Source organism: Helicobacter pylori, assembly GCF_016755635.1.
GTDB classification, from domain to species: Bacteria; Campylobacterota; Campylobacteria; order Campylobacterales; family Helicobacteraceae; genus Helicobacter; species Helicobacter pylori_CQ.
In genome coordinates this window covers 393,203-415,051 of sequence record NZ_CP051500.1, presented here as the reverse complement: position 1 = coordinate 415,051, position 21,849 = coordinate 393,203, and the positions used below count along the sequence as shown (strand labels likewise).

Below are 21,849 nucleotides of genomic sequence, written 5' to 3'. Positions count from 1 at the left end.
ACTCAATATTTTAATGAAAATTCCTTTTAATTGCGCTGAAACGGGTTTAAAATCTCCATTACCTAAAAGCATTATCAATAAACTTGATTGACTAACACTAAAGATTTATGATAGTATTCTAATAAAACTATTTTAAAGGTGATCCATGAGCAAGAGTTTATACCAAACTTTAAATGTGAGCGAAAACGCCAACCAAGATGAAATCAAAAAATCCTACCGCCGTTTAGCCAGACAATACCACCCGGATTTGAATAAAACCAAAGAAGCCGAAGAAAAATTCAAAGAAATCAACGCCGCTTATGAAATTTTAAGCGACGAAGAAAAACGCCGCCAATACGATCAGTTTGGCGATAACATGTTTGGCGGGCAGAATTTCAGCGATTTTGCCAGAAGCCGCAGCGCTAGTGAAGATTTAGACGATATTTTAAGCTCTATTTTTGGGAGAGGAGGCTTTTCGCAAAGATTTTCTCAAAATTCACAAGGCTTTTCTGGCTTTAATTTTTCCAATTTTGCCCATGAAGATTTAGACATGACCACCACTTTAAATGTCTCTGTTCTAGACACCCTTTTAGGCAATAAAAAACAAGTGAGCATCAATAATGAGACTTTTAGCCTTAAAATCCCTATCGGCGTGGAAGAGGGCGAAAAAATTAGGGTTCGCAACAAGGGGAAAATGGGGCGAACGGGCAGGGGCGATTTGCTCTTGCAGATCCATATTGAAGAAGATGAAATTTATAGGCGCGAGAAAGACGATATTATCCAAATCTTTGATTTACCCTTAAAAACGGCTCTTTTTGGAGGGAAAATTGAAATCGCTACTTGGCATAAAACCTTAACCCTAACCATTCCCCCTAACACAAAAGCGATGCAAAAATTCCGCATTAAAGACAAAGGGATCAAAAACAGAAAAACTTCGCATGTGGGGGATTTGTATTTGCAAGCTCGTTTGATTTTGCCTAAAACTGAAACGCTTTCTAGCGAGTTAAAAGCGTTATTAGAAAAAGAATTGTAAGGAGGAATCGTGTGCGATTATGATGAACCGCTTTATTTGATAAGCGTTGTGGCTAAAATCTTAGGCGTGCACCCTCAAACCTTGCGCCAATATGAAAAAGAGGGTTTGATAGAGCCTAGCAGGACTGATGGGAAAATGCGCCTATATTCCCAACGAGACATGGACAAAATCAAAACGATTTTACGCCTTACAAGGGATATGGGGGTTAATCTAGCGGGTGTGGATATTATTTTGCGTTTAAAAGAAAAGCTTGATGAGTTAGACAGCCTGAATAAAGAATTGCAAGACGCTCTGCACAAACACTCTAAAAACACCAAAACCCCAACGAAAAATTTAAACACCCCTACTAATTTTTATGAATTGATTTTATTTAAAAAATGAGCCTGACTTCGCTTTTAAACCCAAAAAGCCTAGAAGATTTTTTAGGCCAAGAGCATCTAATAGGCAAAGACGCCCCCTTATTTAAAGCCTTACAATCCAAACACTTCCCCCATGCCTTTTTCTATGGCCCTCCTGGCGTGGGTAAAACAAGCCTGGCTCAAATCATCGCCCGCATGCTAGAGCGCCCCATTCTTTTATTTAATGCGACGGATTTTAAATTAGAGGATTTACGCCTTAAACTTAAAAATTACCAAAACACCCTCTTAAAACCGGTTGTTTTTATTGATGAAACCCACAGATTGAATAAAACCCAACAAGAATTTTTACTCCCCACCATGGAAAAAGATCACGCTTTGATCTTAGGGGCTAGCACGCAAGATCCTAATTACAGCCTAAGCCATGCGATCCGCTCAAGAAGTTTTATTTTTGAATTGACCCCCCTAAACAAGAGCGATTTAGACAAGCTTTGCGCTAAAGCTTTAACATTGCTCAAAAAACAAATAGAGCCTAGCGCTAAAACCTATCTTTTAAACAACAGCGCTGGCGATGCTAGAGCGTTATTAAACCTTTTAGATTTGAGCGCCAAAATAGAAGATCCTATCACTTTAGAAACGCTGCAATCCTTACGGCCTCATAGCCTAAATGACGGATCTTATAGTGATGATACGCATTATAACCTTACTAGTGCGTTAATCAAATCTTTAAGAGGGAGCGATGAAAACGCTTCCATTTATTATTTGGCGCGCTTGATTGCTGGTGGGGAAAACCCGGAATTTATCGCCAGAAGGCTGGTGATTTTTGCGAGCGAAGATATTGGTAACGCTAACCCAAACGCCCTTAATTTAGCCTCTTCTTGCTTGCTTTCAGTCAAACAAATCGGCTACCCTGAAGCGCGCATCATTTTAAGCCAATGCGTGATTTATCTGGCTTGTTCGCCCAAGTCCAACACGGCCTATAGAGCGATCAATCAGGCTTTGGATTGCGTTCAAAAAGGCTTGCTCTACCCCATTCCTAAACACTTGCTGCCTAACGCTAAAGACTACCTTTACCCGCATGATTATAACGGCTATGTCAAACAAGATTATTTAGAAAAACCTCTCAATTTGGTTTCTTCTCAAGGCATAGGGTTTGAAAAAACCCTTTTAGAATGGCTTGATAAAATAAGAAATTGATCTTATAAGTTACATTAAAATGCGACAATAGTAATAAAAAATCAATATTTTTTGATTAAATTAAAATAATAATGAGTTTTATCTATGGTTCATCGCATTATTATTGTATAATAATATTCTAGTTATAAAAATCATTTTACGGATAAGGAAAATATCAGCATGAAAAGATTAGAAACTTTGGAATCCATTTTAGAGCGCTTGAGGATGTCTATCAAAAAAAACGGACTCAAAAATTCAAAACAAAGAGAAGAAGTGGTGAGCGTTTTGTATCGCAGCGGCACACACCTAAGCCCTGAAGAAATCACGCATTCTATCCGCCAAAAGGACAAAAACACCAGCATTTCTTCAGTCTATCGCATTTTGAATTTCTTAGAAAAAGAAAATTTTATCTGTGTTTTAGAGACTTCAAAAAGCGGCCGGCGTTATGAAATTGCGGCTAAAGAACACCATGATCACATCATTTGTTTGCATTGCGGCAAGATCATTGAATTTGCAGACCCCGAAATTGAAAACCGCCAGAATGAAGTCGTTAAAAAATATCAAGCCAAGCTGATTAGCCATGACATGAAAATGTTTGTGTGGTGTAAAGAATGCCAAGAGAGTGAATATTAAGAGATTTTAAAAAAGCTAGCTTAAATAGGGCTATCTTTAAGGGTTTTAAGGACTTCATCCAAGTTAAAACGCTTGAGTTTTAGATTTTTGATTTCTTCATCGCTCAAGCGTTTCCAAGTGAAAGTCTTGCCCACATACCCCCATTTATCATAGCTTGAAGTGAATTCTAAATCCCCGTTTGAATTTTGAGTAACCCTTACATAGTAGGTCTTGCCGTCATAAAAATTATACGCTTTACCGCCTTTATAAGATCGTTTTCCAACCTTAATCAAATCGCTTAAAAACACCACGCCTTTATCGCTGCGATTCCTTAGCTTTGGGTTAGGATTGAGTTTGTCTTTTTTGGCTTTAGAGCCATCCACATCAGAAATACCATAGGCATAGAATTTCCCATTATGCTCAAAAAACTCCACAAAAGAGCTTTTCATGTATAAAAATTCTTGAGTTTGATAAATTCCAGGCAACTCTACAGCCCTTAAAAAACAACAAAAAACTATAACAAGACTCACCAATTTCATAATTTTAATTTGATCAATCCCTTAGGCGCTTTAACGACCGCTTTAAAAATCGGCTCTTCCCTATATTTTTCAAAAGACTCTCCATAGAACCTCAACGCATGCACATCGCTTTCAAAAAAAATAGCCAGCATGCCCGCATCCAAACGCAAAAAAGAAGCTTCACTAACCGGCTCATAAACGATCAAATCTCTTTTTTCATCGTAAGGGGTTTTAATGACAGCTTGATTGATACCCACCACTTTAGCCCCCTCAACGCCTTTGACAATCAGCTGGAAATCCACATATTGTTTGTGGCTTTCAAAAAAACCTCTCTCGCTTTCTTTAACATGTTCTAAACAATAACTCTGCTCTATGCTAAACATGCCATGCCCTAAAGGCACTTGAAATTCTGTATTAGTAGCGAGATTTAAAACCCTTTGATTCGCTTTACTACCCTTTTGCATGACCTCTTTAAAATACTCATGCAAAATTTCTAATTCTTGCGTTTTTTTAAACAAATGCCCAAGAGAGCTTAATTCCCCAAAAATAGCCATAATTCCTTCCTTCTTTACTTTAATGGTTTAATTTTTCAGTTGCTCTAAGCGTTCTTTTTTAGTGCCAATATCCGTGATCTGAATGCCAAAATTCCCATCCACGATCACCACTTCGCCCTTAGCGATCACCTTGTCATCTACAAGAATTTCCAAAGGGTCATTCACCAATTGATCCAACTCTACCACGCTCCCTATATCCATAGAGACCACATCTTTTAAAATCATCTTTTTTTGCCCGATACGCACTTTAACGTTCAATTTCACATCCAAAAGCATGCTGATATTGCGGATTTCTATGTTTTCTAAAGACGCATCGTGGGTTTTAATCTCTTCAGTAGCGCTCTGTGTCGTTTCTTCTTTTTCTTCTTTATGCGTTTTTTCAAATTGGCCCTCAAAAGCCGCCGTAGTCAATAAAACGATTTGGCTTTCTTTGATGGCTTCCATTTTAAAAGAAAACACCATCGCTTTAGCGTAATCTTCTTTTTTAGGAAGCTCTTTAGCGATCTCAGCGTTCGTGGTAGTGAAATTGAGTTTAGGGAGCAATTCTTGAGACTTCAAGCTCGTAGCGATCGCACCAAAAATATTAGAAGCCATTTCTTTAAAAGCGTCTAAATCGTCATTATCCATTTCTTCCTTACTCGCCCCCTCACCTCCTAGCATCAAATCGCTTAAAGCGGTAACTAAATCTACCGGAGCCAGTAATTCAATAGAGCTCTCTTCTTTTTCAATCGCACTAATCTTAACCCTTGCATAAGGCACGCTGATTAATTTCAAAAAAGATTCTTCGCTACTAGAAATTTCTTTTTCTAATCCCACGCTTGGAGCCTTACCCACTAACCCTTCTAAAGTAGAGACAACCTCTTGAATAAAAATCTTAATAAAATCTTGCATTTCTCACTCTTCTTCTATTTTCATAATATCGCCCACTTTGCCTCTGCGCTGTTCTTCTAGCATTTCTAAAATTTCTTTAGTGCGTTCTTTTTCACTATAAATCACTTCTTTAATTTGAATGGTTTTCCTATACCCTTGAAACCCCACACTCGCTAAATAACGCTTTTTTTTATGCACATACACGCTCACTTCATCATTGGCGACTTTATTCAACCGGATAGTATCCCCCACATCTAAATCCAACATTTCTTTCAAACTCAATTCTACCGCGCCCAAAAACACGATCATATCCACGCTCACCCCGCTCAATAACGCTTGCAATTCCTTATTACGGCTCTTTTTAGAGTTCGTTTCTGAAAGCATCAAATCCCTACTCCCCATTTTAGAAAGAATGCTCTCAATGGAAATCACCGGGTAACAAATATTCATCATCCCACGGCTATGACCGATAATAATCTCTAAAACCACCATGATAGAAATTTCATTTTGAGCGACGATTTGGACCACATTCGCGCTGGATTCTTTAGCGTCAATGGTAGGATACATCTCCACCACAGGCGACCACACTTCTTTTAAAATTTGCATCACCTGGCGTAAAATCGTATCCAATAAATTCAATTCAATATCGCTAAACTCCCTGTTTTGATCATACGCGCTCCCCTTGCCCCCTAATAGTCTGTCAATCATGGGGAAAGCGATGCTAGGATTAATCTCTAAAACCCCCGTTCCTCCCATAGGCTTCATGGAAAAGACATTAAAACTCGTAGGGCTAGGCAAACTCATCAAAAATTCGCCATAAGTCATTTGATCCACGCTGTGGAGCTGGATCTCTACAATAGAACGCATGATAGAAGAGACTTGACTAGAAAGATTCCTAGCCATTTTATCATGGATGCTCCTAAAAGAGCGCAGTTGCTCCTTACTCACACGATTAGGGCGCTTGAAATCATAGAGGGTTACGCTGCGCTGCGGGATAATATCTTTTTTTTGGACATTTTGAATATCCACATTCTCATCAACAACTTCTAAAAGCGCATCAATTTCTTCTTGGCTTAAAATATCAGCCATGATCCACTCCTAAGGATTTACGCACCTTTTTAATCACTTCTTTAATGATTTGAGAAATGCGCGATTCAGTGATGCCTAAAATCTCTTTAATCTCGCTCAAATTCAACTCTTCAAAGTAATAAAGTTGGATAAGGATTTGCTCTCTTTCGCTCATTTGATTCAGCACTTTTTGGACATGCTCTAACAACTCTTCTGCTTCAATTTTTTGAGTGATTTCATCTTGCTCAATCGCATTGAATTGCTCATCTATTGGCACTAACGCATAAATATCTGAGGCTGTTTTGGCTTCTCTAATCTTTTCAATATTTTCGCCTAAAGCTTCTGCTAAATATTCATCGCTAGGCTCTTTCCCATGCTCATTAAGGTGTTTGGTGATTTCAATATCAATGCTTTTAATGAGTTTCCTGCTAGAGCGAGAAATCACATCTAAAGAGCGCAAATAATCTAGCATCGCCCCATTGACACGAGTTTTAGCATACCCCCAAAAAGAATCGTTTAACGCGCTCTCATAACGCCTGGCTAATTTAATCAATTCTTCAGTGCCAATAGAAACCAGATCGTTAAAATCAATAGAGCTGGGCAAACGCTCTTTTAAACGAAACGCCATAGCGCGCACGGCTGGTAAATACTGGATAGCGAGTGCGTCTTGATGGTGGTGTTGTTGCTTATCATAGGCGTTCAAAACCTTTTCTATATTTTTTTCGCTGGTTTCAGTTTTTTGAATTTCTTTGGGCATTCTATTTTCCATCATCAAAATCATAACTTCTAATGTATTCTAAAATACTAGCCACTTCTTTTTCTCTGTTCTTAAACTCATGGTTGAAACGAAGCAAGCTCTCTTCAGTGCCTTTTTTGTCAAAAAGACAAATGTCTAAATCCGTGCAAGCGATAAAAATAGACGCAAACAATAAGGCGATCAAATACCCCCCAAGCGTGGATAACACCGTCCATAATAAAATGCTCTCTGGCTCATTGAATTTCAACACCGAAAACACTAACCCCAAAAAAAACCCTACCACAACAGAAAAATGGATAAAATTTTGAACTCTCATCAGTCTACCCCAAATACTTCAAAAGCCTTTTGAAAAAGCTTTTCAAATCTTCTTTTGGTATTTCTAAAGTGCCGGTTTCTAATTTAGAAACCAAAAGGCCCGCTATCTGATCAATGGATTGCGAAAACAAATCGTTAGGGGCTATTTTTCTTACAATCTTTCGCTCCCTCACATAGCGTTTCAATAAAGAGCTGTTTTCAATCGCTCCCAAGTAATGCAATTCTAATGAAGCGATATTGTTTTTAGCCACTTTAAACAGCCTTTCATAAGTCGCCCTGCCTTCTTTAGGTTGGGCTACCATGTTAGCGATAAGAAACAATTCATCTTTATTTTTGGAGTTGATTTTAATGCAAGCATACGCATCGGTAATCGCTGAAGGATCGGGTGTGGTAACAATCACCACGCAATCGCTCGCATTCAAAAACGCTTGCGTAGTAGCTCCAATCCCAGCGCCTGTATCAACCACAATATAATCCAAAGAGCTTAAAACCCCCTCTTCATCCACGAATTGATCTAAAGCTTCTGCACCGCTAATGTATTTTAATATTTCTTCGCCGCTATCCCCGGGAATTAAGCAAAGCCCGGGTTCAATCTCGCAAACGATTTCTTGCAATTTGGCTTCACCTTTTAAGGCATGCAAGATATTTTTATGGGTTTTCACCCCAAAAATCACATCTAAATTCGCTAAACCAATATCCGCATCAAACACCCCCACCTTATAACCTTTCTTATATAAAGAGTAAGCTAAATTAGCACTAATGTTGGATTTCCCCACGCCTCCCTTACCGCTTGTGATAGCGATGAATTTGGTATTCCCTTTATTATCAAAAAAACTTTTAGGGTTTTTAATATTCATCAAATTATCTAAGCGGCTCGCTTGATTGTTCATGCTTGTTCCTTATTAGGGTTACTAAAGCCATCTAGCATGCAATCCACTAAATATTCATTAGTAGCCACTTTCAAATCCATAGGCACTTCCTGGCCGATAGAAAGATAGCTGATAGGTTTTTGGCTTTCATGCACTAAAGAAAACAAATTCCCTAACCCCCTACTCTCGTCCAATTTCGTAAAGATTAAAGTGTCAATCCCTAACACCCCAAAAGAATCATAAATATCTTTCATGTCTTCATACTTAGTGGTAACCGAAAGCACTAAGGACACATCAATATTATAGCCCCCATCTATAAATTCCTTCAAACCGGCAATTTTTTCTTTATCGTATTGCGAATGCCCTGTCGTATCCACTAGAATAAAATCGCAGTATTCCAAAGCTTCAATTTCTTTAGCAAAATCCTTAGCGTCAATCACCACTTCTATACTCATTTTCATTTTATTAGCATACCAACTCAATTGCTCTAAAGCCCCAATGCGATAATTGTCTAAAGTGATAATGCCCACCTTGTATTTTTTCGCTAGCATTCTAGAATAGCGTGCGGCTAATTTAGCTAAAGTCGTCGTTTTCCCCACGCCTGTTGGCCCTACAAGCATTAAAATGCGTTTTTGCCTTAAATTCAAATCTTCAGGGCGGCACAAGATCATTTTACGCAACACTTCTCTAAAATAACGCTTGATCGTTACGGAATTTTCGCGCATGCGTAAAGGCATCAATTCCAAGCTCAATTGCATGATTTCATCTAAATGACTGGATTTCATCCCGCTTTGTTTGGCCAGTTTGTAAATTTCGGCAAATTCTTGAGGGATATTGACAGAATTGGGGTTTTTCTCATCCCAAAACATGTTTTGAATGAGTTTCAAGCTGTCTCTGATTTTACTTAGTTGCAGATTGATGTCTTTAATTTCTTCTTCTTGTTTAACTTCTCTTTTTTCTCTTTCTTTTTTATGGTTGGCTTCATCTTTTAAAGCTTGCAATAAAGCGTCTTGCTTATTAGCCTCTAAAGGTGCATCCTCTAACGGGGCGTCTTTTTCTAAAGTAGTCTTATTTTTTGAAAAACTATAGTTGCGCTGATTGGATGAAACCCCAGCGAGTTTGCGCATTTCTTCTACAGTGCTTGAAAGCTGCATGACCACATCTTCTTCATTCAATTCTTCATTATACAAACTTTCAGGAATAAGGGGGGCTTTAGGGGGTTTGTTTTCGTTTTCTTCTTCAACCGCCACAACGATTTCATAAAGCCCAGAAGAAGTGAGCGTTTTTTTACGGATTTCTTGGGTTTTAAACACCAGCGTATCCACCCCATGGTGGCTTTGAGCGATCTTTAAAGCTTCAGCAGCCGTCTCCCCACTATAGGTATAGAATTTCACCACTCCCCTTTTTTAAAAAGAATTTGTTGCAAAGCCAACGGCACTAACACCGAATCCCTTTCACTCCATTTAGGGTGAGGTAAAGTCAAATCATTCTGCCTTAAAATGACTTGGTTGAAAGCGATAATATCAATATCCAAAGTTCTTGGAGCGTCTTTAAAATCGCGCTTCCTTTTGCGCCCAAAACGCCTTTCTATATAAAACACTAGAGCAAAAAAATGGCGCAAACTTAAAGATGTTTTAAGGATAATCGTAGCGTTATAAAAGTTAGGTTGATTAGTGTAACCAAAAGGCGGATTGATATAAATGGGCGAAGAAAAGATTTTCCCAATTTTACTATGATTTTTAAAATATAAAAAACAATTTTTTAATATTTTTAAAGGATTTTTAAGATTAGATCCCAACCCTAAAACCACCCTGTTAGAAAAATCAAGCCTTTTTTTAAAAAGGCTAGGGAAAAAGCGGTTAGTAAGGATCTCTCGCATCACAAAAGCTCAGCCCTAGAATTTTTGATCACCACTAAATCCTCAATGCGCACCCCAAAAAATCCAGGGATATAAATCCCAGGCTCTATGGAAAACACCATGCCCTCTTCTAAAATGGTTCCACTGCGCGATGAAATATAGGGAAGCTCATGAATGTCTAAGCCAATGCCATGCCCGGTGCTGTGAGTGAAATACTGCCCATAACCATAATCGCTAATCACTCCCCTAGCCAAGCTGTCCGCTTCTTTACCGGTCATGCCCGCTCTAATGCCTGAAATAGCCTTTTCTTGCGCTTCTTTCACAATGTCATAAATCTTTTGACGCTCTTTATCCTTGAAACTCTGCTCTCTTTTGAATACAAAATCTTTAGGGTCAAAAAAAGCCGTGCGAGTCCGATCAGAGCAATAGCGTTCGTATTTGATCCCCATATCCAAAAGAATGCTATGCTCCGCTTTTAAAAAATCCTTTGCGCTAGGCAAAGCATGGGGCTTGCTCGCGTTCGCATTCAAGGCTAAAATAGGCTCAAAACTCAGATCATAAACCCCCTCTTTAGTCAAAAAGTCCTTAACTTTATGTTGCAAATACCGCTCGCTCAAGGACTCTTTTTCATCAAAAATCTTTTTCACATACTCGGCAAAATTTTCAAAAGCTTCAACATTCAACGCTTGAGATTTTTTGAGAAGTTGGATCTCATGATCGTTTTTAATGATGCGTTTTTGGCGGTGGTAACTAGGCACGCCCTCTAAAATAACCTTATTCCCAACCGCTGAATCCAAACGCTTATAGGTTTGCAAATTCACTTGATTGGGGTCAAAAAAGAGCTTTTTAACCGAACTTTTAGCGATCAAATCAATCGCACTTTGCACTAAATCGCTGGATTCTATCACTTCCGCTAAAACGCCATTTTTAGGCTGAATGCTTTCTTTAGCTTCTTGAGTGTAGCGAGAATCAGTGATAAAAAACGAGCGATCGTCTAATTGCAAAAACAAAGCGTTATCGCAACTATAAGCACATTCAAAAAACATCGCGTTCTCATTGAGCGTGAAATGCGATTCTCTTTCTAATCCTTTCATGGGTAGCCCCCTTTTATTTTTGATTGTTAATGGGGTTATTAGGGTTGTTTTTTTGGGCTTCTTGGAACGCTTTCATTTCGGCTAAAATATTGACCATCGCCATTAAAGCCATGTTGTAGCCAAGCGGGCCAAATCCCATGATCACGCCTCCACAAGCCGCTCCAGTGTAAGAATTTTTCCTGAATTCCTCTCTGGCTTGAATGTTAGTGAGATGCACTTCAATAACGGGTTTGCCCGCTAGCATGATCGCATCTGCAATCGCAATAGAAGTGTGCGAAAACGCTCCAGGGTTAATGATAATCCCTTCATAATCGCTGCCCACGCTCTCTTGGATTTTATCAATGATTTCGCCCTCAAAATTGGTTTGAAAAAACTCTAATTCCACATCTAAATTGCCTTGTTTCACGAAAGTTTGCATGATTTCATGGATTTGGTCTAAGGTTACCATGCCATAAAGTCTTGGGTCTCTGTGTCCTAACATGTTTAAATTAGGCCCTTGAATCACTAAAATTTTCATTAATTTATTTCTCCTTGTTGAATATGGAATGAAACCGCATTATAGCATAAGTTTTTATCTTACCCCTTAAATCCCCTAAGAACGCATTGTCAAGAAACTACCGCTTGACTAGCGTTAAATTTTTTGATGCTAAAAAGCGCTTTTATCCTTTTTTAAAAAAACAGCCATCATGGCCATTCCTACAAAAAAACTTCCCGTAATGAAGAAATCAAAGGGGTCAAACCCGATGCCAAAAATGAGGTAAAAAGCGAGTGTCGTTAATATAAAGAATGATATTAAAGAATTTTGCTTGATCCCGCTCCAAAAAATCTTTACAACCGCTAGTAAAAAAAAGAGCCAGATTAAAAAGCCTATGATCCCCCTAGTGGCTAGAATATGAATGATTTGATTGTCATACCTTTCATAACAAAGTATCAAATCTTTGGCTCTATAAGACTTTGATAAGGATAAAATCTCTTCTAACCTCTGGCATTTCTCGCTAGCGGCCATACCAAAAAAGGGCCTTAAACGCAAAACCGTTAGGGCTTCTTTCCAGCGCTCCAAACGCCACCCGATACTGCTATCAGCGTCCTTTTTAGCGTAGCGTTTCAAATCTTCTTCAAAGCTTTGGTTTTGAACCCTAGATTGCTCTATTGCCCCCTTTTTTTCTAAAGCGTTACTCCCCACATACAAAGCGCTCAAAATAAGACTCACAACCACCATATAACCCAATGGTTTGAGCGATTTTTTGGCGTATAAAATAAAGCAAGAAAGGATTAAAAAAGTAGCCACAAAAGCGATTGTCGCGCTCCTTGTGGCGCTTAAAATAACGACTAAAAACCCCACAAAAACAGAAAGGGTGAAAAAAAGTTTTTCTTTTTGATTTTGCGAATAAAGCGCATAAATATAACAGCCTAAAATGGAAACGCTCACTAAAACCACATACTCCTTAACCGTGCTAAACCCTTGCGCTCTGGGCATGTTAAAATAAATTTTTTGCACCAATGAAAGCAAGCCGTTGATGAAATTTGCAACAGCCATGCTATAAAAAAGGATTTTTTGATTCAATTTAATTCTTAAACAACTGGCAAAAAGCAAGCATAACGCCCCGCAAGCGTAAGTTAAGGACATGTTTAGAGCGAATAAATTATAGCGGAAAGTTTGGCTATCATACATGTTAAACATGTTAGGGAAGATGCTTAAAAACACGCCCAAAAAAGCCAGAGTGAGCCATTTAAAAGACATGGTTTTTAAATGATTAATTGCGAAAGTTTCTTTCAAAAACGCTTGGAAATAACACCTAAGAAACAAAAAAACCATTAAAACAATCAATAAGACTTGAGTTAAAGGCTTTTTAAACGAAGTGAGAAAGAAAAGGGCAAAAATTAAAGTGAAAACAGAGTCCGCACTAAAAAAGGCTTTCAAACGCTCTTTCAACACAAACTCGCCACACCCTAAAACCGATAAAAATTATCTGTCTTTAATGCCTAACTTTTCAATCAAAACCACATAACGCGCATGATTAGTGCGTTTGATGTATTTCAACAAGTTGCGTCTTTGAGCGACTAATTTTAAAAGCCCTAAACGACTGGAATGATCTTTGGGGTTAGCCTTTAAATGCTCGGTTAAAAGCTTGATCCTTTCATTCAATAACGCCACTTGCACCTCACAAGAACCCGTATCGTTTTCCTTAGTGGCAAACGCCTTAATGATTTCTTGTTTTTTCTCCAGATTCAAAGCCATAACGACCTCCTAATTGGTAATTTAATAAAGATCGCATTATAGCGTAAAATAAGCTTTTTTGTGTCATACTTTTAAACTTTATATTATAATAAGAAACAAACACACCTACCAAAATTAAGGCATTGATTTTAGATTATGGCAAACGAACGCTCCAAATTAGCTTTTAAAAAGACTTTCCCTGTCTTTAAACGCTTTTTGCAATCCAAAGACTTAGCCCTTGTGGTCTTTGTGATAGCTATTTTAGCGATCATTATCGTGCCGTTACCGCCTTTTGTGTTGGATTTTTTACTCACGATTTCTATCGCGCTATCGGTGTTGATTATTTTAATCGGGCTTTATATTGACAAGCCGACTGATTTTAGTGCTTTCCCCACTCTATTACTCATTGTAACCTTATACCGCTTGGCTTTAAATGTCGCCACCACTAGAATGATTTTAACCCAAGGCTATAAAGGGCCTAGCGCGGTGAGCGATATTATCACGGCGTTTGGGGAATTTAGCGTGAGCGGGAATTATGTGATTGGGGCTATTATCTTTAGTATTTTAGTGTTAGTGAATTTATTAGTGGTTACTAATGGCTCTACTAGGGTTACTGAAGTGAGAGCGCGATTCGCTCTAGACGCTATGCCAGGAAAGCAAATGGCGATTGATGCGGATTTAAACTCAGGGCTTATTGATGATAAGGAAGCCAAAAAACGGCGCGCCGCTCTAAGCCAAGAAGCGGATTTTTATGGCGCGATGGATGGCGCGTCTAAATTTGTCAAAGGCGATGCGATTGCTTCTATCATTATCACGCTTATTAATATCATTGGAGGGTTTTTAGTGGGCGTGTTTCAAAGGGATATGAGCTTGAGCTTTAGCGCTAGCACTTTCACTATCTTAACCATTGGCGATGGGCTTGTAGGGCAAATCCCTGCCTTAATCATTGCAACAGCGACCGGTATTGTCGCCACTCGCACCACGCAAAATGAAGAAGAGGACTTCGCTTCCAAACTCATCACACAGCTCACCAATAAAAGCAAAACTTTAGTGATTGTGGGAGCGATTCTATTGCTTTTTGCAACCATTCCTGGACTCCCTACCTTTTCTTTAGCGTTTGTAGGGACACTCTTTTTATTCATCGCATGGCTGATTAGCAGGGAGGGAAAGGACGGGTTGCTCACCAAATTAGAAAATTATTTGAGTCAAAAATTCGGCTTGGATTTGAGCGAAAAACCCCACAGCTCCAAAATCAAACCCCACACCCCAACCACAAGGACTAAAACCCAAGAAGAGCTCAAAAGAGAAGAAGAGCAAGCCATTGATGAAGTGTTAAAAATTGAATTTTTAGAATTGGCTTTAGGCTATCAGCTCATTAGCTTAGCGGACATGAAACAAGGGGGCGATTTGTTAGAAAGGATTAGGGGTATTAGAAAAAAGATAGCGAGCGATTATGGTTTTTTGATGCCACAAATTAGGATCAGGGATAATTTGCAACTCCCCCCAACGCATTATGAAATCAAGCTTAAGGGCATTGTGATTGGTGAGGGCATGGTGATGCCAGATAAGTTTTTAGCCATGAATACCGGCTTTGTGAATAAAGAAATTGAGGGCATTCCCACTAAAGAGCCGGCTTTTGGGATGGACGCTTTATGGATTGAAACTAAAAATAAAGAAGAGGCCATTATTCAAGGCTATACTATTATTGATCCAAGCACCGTTATTGCGACACACACCAGCGAATTAGTGAAAAAATACGCTGAAGATTTTATCACTAAAGATGAAGTGAAATCCCTTTTAGAACGCTTGGCTAAAGACTATCCTACGATTGTAGAAGAGAGTAAAAAAATCCCCACCGGTGCGATCCGATCAGTCTTGCAAGCCTTGTTGCATGAAAAAATCCCCATTAAAGATATGCTCACTATTTTGGAAACGATTACCGATATTGCCCCATTGGTTCAAAATGATGTGAATATCTTAACCGAACAAGTGAGGGCGAGGCTTTCTAGGGTGATCACTAACGCTTTTAAATCTGAAGACGGTCGTTTGAAATTTTTAACCTTTTCTACCGATAGCGAACAATTTTTGCTTAATAAATTGCGAGAAAATGGCACCTCTAAGAGCTTGCTACTCAATGTGAGCGAATTGCAAAAACTCATTGAAGGGGTCTCTGAAGAGGCTATGAAAGTCTTGCAAAAAGGGATCGCTCCGGTGATTTTGATTGTAGAGCCTAATTTAAGAAAAGCCCTTTCTAATCAAATGGAGCAGGCCAGGATTGATGTGGTCGTGCTAAGCCATGCGGAATTAGATCCTAACTCTAATTTTGAAGCCTTAGGCACGATCCACATTAACTTTTAATGGATAAATAATTAATAAAAAAGGAGAATGATGCAAGTTTACCACCTTTCACACATTGATTTAGACGGCTATGCATGCCAGCTTGTTTCAAAACAATTTTTTAAAAATACCCAATGCTATAACGCTAATTACGGGCGTGAAGTCTCAGCGAGAATTTATGAAATTCTAAATGCGATCGCTCAATCTAAAGAGAGTGAATTCCTTATTTTGATTAGCGATTTGAATTTGAATTTGAACGAAGCAGAGTATTTACAGGATAAGATCCAAGAACACCGCTTGCAAAATAAAAACATTCAAATCCAGCTTTTAGATCACCATATCAGCGGTAAGGAAGTGGCTGAGAGTTTCCATTGGTATTTTTTAGACACGAACCGTTGCGCGACTAAAATCGTGTATGAATTTTTGAAAAAGCATTACGCTATTTTAGAGCCAAAAAACACAACATGGCTAGAGCCTTTGGTGGAAATGGTCAATTCTGTGGATATTTGGGACACGCAAGGTTATGGCTTTGAATTAGGCAAGGTGTGTATGCGCATGATTAACCAAAGCTCTGAATTGAATCGTTTCATGTTTGATGATGAAAACCGCGATTATAAATTAAAGCTTTTAGAAGAAGTTAAAAACTATTTGTTTTTAGAAAATGCCCCTGTAGCCTATGATAACGATTTGTTCAAGCTTAAAAAAATCGCTTTAGGGGGCGACCCTGATGCAGAAACGATGGACAATATCTCTTCAAACGCGCAAACGCATTTGCTCTCTTTAAAAAAGCATGATTGCAGCGTTTATTACCAGGATAAAAAAGGGTTTTTAAGTTATTCTATGGGGGGTATTAGCGTGTTGGCTAACCTTTTTTTAACGCAAAATCCGGATTTTGATTTTTATATAGATGTGAATTCTAAAGGGAATGTGAGCTTAAGGGCGAATGGGAATTGCGATGTGTGCGAACTCAGTCAAATGTGTTTTAATGGAGGCGGGCATAGGAATGCGAGCGGAGGCAAGATTGATGGCTTTAGAGAGAGTTTCAATTATAGGGATATTAAAGAACAAATTGAAGAAATCTTCAATAACGCTTAAAACTAAGCTGTTTAGAAAAAGCCAACAAAAACTAAAAAGAGTTTAAAAACTCTTTTTGAAAGGTTTAAAAATTTTCATTCCATCGTTTTATAGCAAAAACTCATTTTTTAAGGATAGAAGATATTTTAAAATAATTCTCCCCCTATAAACCTCCAACTAAATCCCCCTAACCCCAAAAAACCGCTTTTTTAAAAAACTATCGCTTGCTTAAAATCAAGCTCTCTTAATAATTTGGTTGTAAAAAATACTTTTTTAGTATTTTTAGGTTTTTTAAATTATCATCACGCCAACGCAAATAATCATTTTAAGTTATCTCTCTATTTTATTGTTTTTTGTTGCGGGTATTTGGAGCATGTTAGAGTTTGGGTAATAGTGAGCGGCTATCTTAAAAAGGAGATGACCAACTATGAAACTACTATTAGCAATCATAGTTTTAATGGTTCTCACAACGCCACTACACTAAAATTTTAGTGCAAGCTAGGGTTTAGCTAGCGTTTTCTTTGTGTATTTTTCTTGTATCCCATAAAAATCCCACAAAAATAAGACTTTTTCAATATCCAATGAAAACGGAGCCAAAATTTGTATTTTGATAAATATTTAAATCCATGAATTGATACGAATTTATTTGAGTGTTTTTTTAACCAAAACACCCTACTAATCGCAGATAAAATGATCATGCTCCTAGCTAAACACCAACACGATATGAGTGTCTCTATTATCGCTATTCAAATATTTGATTTTACCCACTCCACACTCTCATTCTAATCTATTTTTTTTTAGCAAACCACGGAATTTACTCTTCACACGCCGGTTTGGGGTAGCAAAAACGATAGCCTCTGCGTCTTACGGTTTCAACCGTGGAAATCCCCAAGGGTTTATCCATTTTTTGGCGGATTTGATTGATAGCCACTTCAATGACATTAGGGGTAACCATTTCAGGCTCTTCCCAAATAGCGTCTAAAAGCTGTTCTTTGGAGACGATTTGATCCCTATGTCTAGCAAGATGGGTCAGCACTTCAAAAGGCTTTCCTTTCACTTCAACTTCACGCCCCTTGTAAATAATCTTTTCTTCATCAGGGCTAATGGTCAAATCCCCAATTTCAATCACATTAGAACCCCAAAACCTCAAACGAGCCTCAATCCTTGCGACTAAAGCCTTAATGCTGCGGTAAGGTTTAGCGATATAATCGTCCGCGCCCTGCTCAAACGCATGGACTTCTTCTTCGCTTGTAGGGTTATCAGAAGAAACTAAAACAACAATAGAAGAATGTTTCTCCTTGATTCTAGAAACAAAACTTAAAGCGTTTTTATCGCTAACCATAACTAAGTCATAGTTCCTAATATCCATAAGATATTCCCCATCCTCTAAACTCTCTGTTACATCAGCCATAAAGCCTTTAACATTTAAGCCTTTTTCAATTTCTCCACCCAAAACAGAATTTTTTTCAATCAGTAGAACGCGCATGGTGTATGACTCCTGCATTTAAGAGTAATTCAAGCACTGATTATATCATAATTTTAAATTAGTTTAAGAAAATATTAATAAAAGTTATCGCTTGATTAAAATCAAGCCCTTGGTTATTGGTTGTAAAAATACCTTTGAGCGTTTTTATGGATAATTTTTAAAATCATTTGCTAAAAATCACCATTTTATTGTATAATTGCAAATCCAACCATTCCTTATGGTTTGGTTGGCACCGCTAAGATTGAAGGGTCACCTCCCCCTCCTTTCCCTTTGTCTTGGCGGTTGTTTTTTAACTCCTTGTTTTTAACCGCTTGATTAAGATTTTAAAGCTTTGTTTAACTAAGCTTGATTTTTAGGTAAGAGCCTAAGGTATGCGATCTCGCTAGGGGCTAAAAACCTTAAAGGAATCCCCCAATACCCTGCCCCACTGCTCACATAGATTTGAGTGGTGGGGCTGTGCTTGTATAAACCATGTAAATAGGTTTGCGCCAACTTGACTAAAAGGCTAAAGGGAAAGATTTGCCCTGCATGGGTATGCCCTGAAAGCACTAAATCCACAGAGTGGCTTTCTTTGAGGCTTCTAATTTGCTTAGGTTGGTGGGCTAAAAGGATCGTGGGCTTACTACTATCACGCTTTTTTAAAGCTTTGTCAATATCAGGGGCAAAATTTTGACGCTTCCTTGCGAAATAATCATACACGCCGCACAAATTGATCCCCCCTAAATGCACGCACTCATTCCCTAAAATCGTCAAATTAAGCGTGTCAAGAAACGATAAAATCGGCTCTATGCCATGGTAATACTCATGGTTTCCTGGCACATAAAAAGTGCCATGCACGCTTTTAAGGTTGTTTAAAGGCAGTAAAAAGGATTTGACTTTTTCAATGTTTTCATCCACTAAATCCCCCCCAATCAGCACCATATCCACTTTTTGTTGATTGACTTCTTCTACAATATAATCAACAAAATCTTTTTGCAACAAACTCCCCACATGCATGTCTGTGAGTAAAATAATCTTTAATTCTTTATCCAGCTTGTCTAAATAAATAGGGGTTTCTTTGATTTTAGGGCGGGCCAACCCTTCATAAAACCCGCGCCAAAAATACCCTAATAACGCCAGATAAAACCCTAATTTTAAAAAGTTTTTTAAACCTTTACGCCTTGAAGGTAAGAAATCTATTTTTTCTACAGAGTAAGAAAACCCGTAAAAACTCAAAGAAAAAACAAACACAATAAAGGACACAAACGAACACGCCGAAGTCAAAACAAACAAATGGCTAGGCATGACATTCCTATAAAAAACAAAAGCCGCCTCGCCCGCGCTCAAAAGGATGAAAAAACCCAAATAAGCGTATCGAGAGATTTTCTTTAAGGTTAAAAACGATTTTAACATCCTAAAAGAACTATAATTCAAAAGACATAAAACCAATAAAAACGCTATGGAGATCAGCATATCACCCTTTTATAGTCGTAATGTTTTAGCTATATTAGCATATTAACGCTAATACCCCCTTTAGGTTTCATCGTGCTATTTCCTTTTTTATCAGTCTCAATCCACACAGAAAGAGAAAAGTATCCCTCCCTTTAAAAGAGTGTGAGTTTGGATATAATAATAAAAAATGTGCTTAAAGCCATGAGAAAGGAGATGCGATGCAATTAGACAATGATTCAGAATTCGCTAAAAAAATCTTTAACCCTAACAGAGCGTTTGCCAAGCAAGCCAGGATTAAAAACATGTGCGAATATAAAGATTTAGTGCATGAAGCCAATGAAGATTATGAACATTTTTGGGGCGAGTTAGCCAAGCAAAAACTCACATGGTTTAAACCTTTTGATAAGGTTTTAAACAGCGATAACGCCCCTTTTTTCAAATGGTTTGAAAACGGCAAAATCAATGTTTCTTACAATTGCATAGACAGGCATTTAAAAGACAAAAAAAATAAAGTAGCGATCATTTTTGAAGGGGAAATGGGGGATTATAATGTCATCACCTACAGAAAACTCCACTCTGAAGTCAATAAAACAGCCAACCTTTTAAAAAACGAATTCAATGTCAAAAAAGGCGATAGAGTCATTATCTATATGCCTATGATTGTAGAAAGCGTTTATATGATGCTCGCATGCGCTAGGATTGGAGCGATCCATAGCATCGTTTTTGCTGGGTTTAGCCCTGAAGCCTTGAGGGATAGGATCAACGACGCTCAAGCCAAATTAGTTATCACAGCGGATGGGACTTTTAGAAAAGGCAAACCCTATATGCTCAAGCCAGCCCTTGACAAGGCTCTAGAAAATAATGCCTGCCCTAGTGTGGAAAAAGCGCTCATTGTGATACGAAACGCCAAAGAGATTGACTATGTGAGAGGGCGCGATTTTGTCTATAATGAAATGGTCAATTACCAATCCGATAAATGCGAACCTGAAATGATGGACTCTGAAGATCCTTTATTCTTGCTCTATACAAGCGGATCAACCGGGAAACCTAAAGGCGTTCAACACAGCAGTGCGGGGTATTTGCTGTGGGCACAAATGACGATGGAGTGGGTTTTTGATATTAGAGATAACGATAATTTTTGGTGCACCGCTGATATTGGTTGGATCACAGGGCACACTTATGTGGTTTATGGACCTTTAGCTTGCGGGGCAACGACTTTGATACTAGAAGGCACGATGTCTTATCCGGATTATGGGAGATGGTGGAGGATGATAGAAGAATACCGCGTGGATAAATTCTACACTTCTCCCACCGCTATAAGAATGCTGCATGCTAAAGGCGAAAACGAACCCTTAAAGTATAATTTAGAATCGCTCAAAGTTTTAGGAACGGTGGGAGAGCCCATTAACCCTACGGCATGGAAATGGTTTTATGAAAAAATCGGCAATTCAAAATGCAGTATCGTGGATACTTGGTGGCAAACAGAAACAGGCGGGCATATCATCAGCCCTTTACCGGGAGCTACGCCTATAAGGGCCAGTTGTGCGACTTTACCTTTGCCTGGAATCCATGCAGAAGTTTTAAACGAAGACGGCACCCAAACAAAGCCCGGAGAGCAAGGGTTTTTATGCATCACTAAGCCATGGCCTTCTATGATAAGAAACATTTGGGGCGATGAGAAACGATACATTGATAGCTATTTTTCTCAGATCAAGTTGAATGGGGAATATGTCTACCTCTCTGGAGATGGCGCTATCGTGGATGAAAACGGATACATCACTATTATTGGGCGCACAGATGATATTGTGAATGTGAGTGGGCATAGGATTGGCACGGCTGAAGTGGAGAGCGCTATTTCTAAACATGAAATGGTGGTTGAATGCGCGGTAGTGGGTATCCCTGATACGATTAAAGGAGAGGGCTTGTTTGCGTTTGTGGTGCTGTGCGATGGGGCTAAATGCAATCTTGGCGAGAGTTTAGAATTGTTAAAAGAAATGAACCATATCTTATCCGTTGAAATTGGAAAGATCGCGAAATTAGACAATGTCATGTATGTGCCAGGTTTGCCTAAAACCAGGAGCGGGAAAATCATGAGAAGGCTTTTGAAATCCATCGCCAAAAAAGAGCCTATCACTCAAGATTTAAGCACGCTAGAAGATGTGAATGTGGTTAAAGAAATAATGAGTATCGTTCAAATGGAAGAGTGAAATCTCAAAAATGCTTTTTGGCGTTTTTTAGCCAAAT

22 protein-coding genes are annotated in these 21,849 nt (G+C 38.6%); 7 read left to right on the top strand and 15 right to left on the bottom strand.

All coding sequences use genetic code 11. The features are described from left to right. The first annotated feature begins 145 nt into the window (after window positions 1-145). From HG567_RS01995 to fur, 4 genes are all read left to right on the top strand, one after another. Window positions 146-1,012, top strand: a complete 867-nt coding sequence (locus tag HG567_RS01995; RefSeq protein WP_151229954.1) for a DnaJ C-terminal domain-containing protein — start codon at window positions 146-148, stop codon at window positions 1,010-1,012. A gap of 9 nt (window positions 1,013-1,021) precedes the next feature. Then, complete coding sequence (locus HG567_RS01990; RefSeq protein ID WP_000333001.1) at window positions 1,022-1,393, top strand: heat shock protein transcriptional repressor HspR; 372 nt, start codon at window positions 1,022-1,024, stop codon at window positions 1,391-1,393. Then, window positions 1,390-2,565, top strand: a complete 1,176-nt coding sequence (locus HG567_RS01985; RefSeq protein WP_202139979.1) for a replication-associated recombination protein A — start codon at window positions 1,390-1,392, stop codon at window positions 2,563-2,565. The genes HG567_RS01990 and HG567_RS01985 overlap by 4 nt, the downstream gene beginning before the upstream one ends. A gap of 159 nt (window positions 2,566-2,724) precedes the next feature. Further along, the gene (gene fur / locus HG567_RS01980; RefSeq protein ID WP_000824998.1) at window positions 2,725-3,177 is read left to right on the top strand and encodes a ferric iron uptake transcriptional regulator; all 453 of its coding nucleotides are present in this window, start codon (window positions 2,725-2,727) and stop codon (window positions 3,175-3,177) included. Between the two features lie 20 nt (window positions 3,178-3,197). Here fur and HG567_RS01975 read toward each other — a convergent pair whose 3' ends face one another. The 13 genes from HG567_RS01975 to rpsO form a co-directional block, all read right to left on the bottom strand. Next, a complete protein-coding gene (locus tag HG567_RS01975; RefSeq protein WP_202139977.1) occupies window positions 3,198-3,695 on the bottom strand; it encodes a DUF2147 domain-containing protein in 498 nt (165 codons plus the stop codon). After that, window positions 3,692-4,228, bottom strand: a complete 537-nt coding sequence (locus tag HG567_RS01970) for a YhcH/YjgK/YiaL family protein (RefSeq protein ID WP_202139976.1) — start codon at window positions 4,226-4,228, stop codon at window positions 3,692-3,694. The genes HG567_RS01975 and HG567_RS01970 overlap by 4 nt, the downstream gene beginning before the upstream one ends. Before the next feature lie 27 nt (window positions 4,229-4,255). Next, entirely contained in the window at window positions 4,256-5,119 is an 864-nt protein-coding gene (gene fliY / locus HG567_RS01965; RefSeq protein ID WP_202163896.1) for a flagellar motor switch protein FliY, read from the bottom strand. 3 nt (window positions 5,120-5,122) lie between these two features. Then, a complete protein-coding gene (gene fliM, locus HG567_RS01960; RefSeq protein ID WP_097552143.1) occupies window positions 5,123-6,187 on the bottom strand; it encodes a flagellar motor switch protein FliM in 1,065 nt (354 codons plus the stop codon). Then, window positions 6,180-6,947 carry an RNA polymerase sigma factor FliA gene (locus HG567_RS01955; protein WP_202163895.1) on the bottom strand — a complete coding sequence of 256 codons (768 nt, stop codon included), beginning with the start codon at window positions 6,945-6,947 and terminating at the stop codon, window positions 6,180-6,182. Before HG567_RS01955 ends, fliM begins: the two co-directional genes overlap by 8 nt. Next, window positions 6,925-7,239, bottom strand: a complete 315-nt coding sequence (locus HG567_RS01950) for a hypothetical protein (RefSeq protein ID WP_001265941.1) — start codon at window positions 7,237-7,239, stop codon at window positions 6,925-6,927. The genes HG567_RS01955 and HG567_RS01950 overlap by 23 nt, the downstream gene beginning before the upstream one ends. A gap of 4 nt (window positions 7,240-7,243) precedes the next feature. After that, window positions 7,244-8,128 carry a flagellum site-determining protein YlxH gene (gene ylxH / locus HG567_RS01945; RefSeq protein WP_202139973.1) on the bottom strand — a complete coding sequence of 295 codons (885 nt, stop codon included), beginning with the start codon at window positions 8,126-8,128 and terminating at the stop codon, window positions 7,244-7,246. Next, the gene (flhF, locus tag HG567_RS01940; RefSeq protein WP_202139972.1) at window positions 8,125-9,501 is read right to left on the bottom strand and encodes a flagellar biosynthesis GTPase FlhF; all 1,377 of its coding nucleotides are present in this window, start codon (window positions 9,499-9,501) and stop codon (window positions 8,125-8,127) included. The genes ylxH and flhF overlap by 4 nt, the downstream gene beginning before the upstream one ends. After that, on the bottom strand, window positions 9,498-9,986 hold the full coding sequence (folK, locus tag HG567_RS01935) for a 2-amino-4-hydroxy-6-hydroxymethyldihydropteridine diphosphokinase (protein WP_012552402.1): 489 nt from the start codon (window positions 9,984-9,986) through the stop codon (window positions 9,498-9,500). Before folK ends, flhF begins: the two co-directional genes overlap by 4 nt. Further along, window positions 9,986-11,059, bottom strand: a complete 1,074-nt coding sequence (locus HG567_RS01930) for an aminopeptidase (RefSeq protein WP_127971613.1) — start codon at window positions 11,057-11,059, stop codon at window positions 9,986-9,988. Before HG567_RS01930 ends, folK begins: the two co-directional genes overlap by 1 nt. A gap of 13 nt (window positions 11,060-11,072) precedes the next feature. Then, complete coding sequence (gene aroQ / locus HG567_RS01925; RefSeq protein WP_000699284.1) at window positions 11,073-11,576, bottom strand: type II 3-dehydroquinate dehydratase; 504 nt, start codon at window positions 11,574-11,576, stop codon at window positions 11,073-11,075. A gap of 129 nt (window positions 11,577-11,705) precedes the next feature. Next, entirely contained in the window at window positions 11,706-12,995 is a 1,290-nt protein-coding gene (locus tag HG567_RS01920) for an O-antigen ligase family protein (RefSeq protein WP_202163894.1), read from the bottom strand. 30 nt (window positions 12,996-13,025) lie between these two features. Beyond that, window positions 13,026-13,298, bottom strand: a complete 273-nt coding sequence (rpsO, locus tag HG567_RS01915; protein WP_001207122.1) for a 30S ribosomal protein S15 — start codon at window positions 13,296-13,298, stop codon at window positions 13,026-13,028. 135 nt (window positions 13,299-13,433) lie between these two features. Here rpsO and flhA point away from each other — a divergent pair, with 135 nt between their 5' ends. Beyond that, window positions 13,434-15,635 carry a flagellar biosynthesis protein FlhA gene (flhA, locus tag HG567_RS01910; RefSeq protein ID WP_100978066.1) on the top strand — a complete coding sequence of 734 codons (2,202 nt, stop codon included), beginning with the start codon at window positions 13,434-13,436 and terminating at the stop codon, window positions 15,633-15,635. 30 nt (window positions 15,636-15,665) lie between these two features. Continuing rightward, entirely contained in the window at window positions 15,666-16,709 is a 1,044-nt protein-coding gene (locus HG567_RS01905; RefSeq protein WP_202139970.1) for a 3',5'-cyclic-nucleotide phosphodiesterase, read from the top strand. Window positions 16,710-17,502: 793 nt separating this feature from the next. Here HG567_RS01905 and hsrA read toward each other — a convergent pair. Both hsrA and HG567_RS01895 read right to left on the bottom strand, forming a co-directional pair. Continuing rightward, a complete protein-coding gene (gene hsrA / locus HG567_RS01900) occupies window positions 17,503-18,174 on the bottom strand; it encodes a response regulator-like transcription factor HsrA (RefSeq protein ID WP_001264984.1) in 672 nt (223 codons plus the stop codon). Window positions 18,175-18,513: 339 nt separating this feature from the next. After that, window positions 18,514-19,626 (bottom strand): metallophosphoesterase, encoded by a 1,113-nt coding sequence (locus tag HG567_RS01895; protein ID WP_202163893.1) that lies wholly within the window; start codon window positions 19,624-19,626, stop codon window positions 18,514-18,516. A gap of 197 nt (window positions 19,627-19,823) precedes the next feature. Here HG567_RS01895 and acs point away from each other — a divergent pair, with 197 nt between their 5' ends. Continuing rightward, window positions 19,824-21,812, top strand: coding sequence for an acetate--CoA ligase (gene acs / locus HG567_RS01890; RefSeq protein ID WP_202163892.1), 1,989 nt, complete (start codon window positions 19,824-19,826; stop codon window positions 21,810-21,812). The last annotated feature ends 37 nt before the right edge of the window (window positions 21,813-21,849 follow it).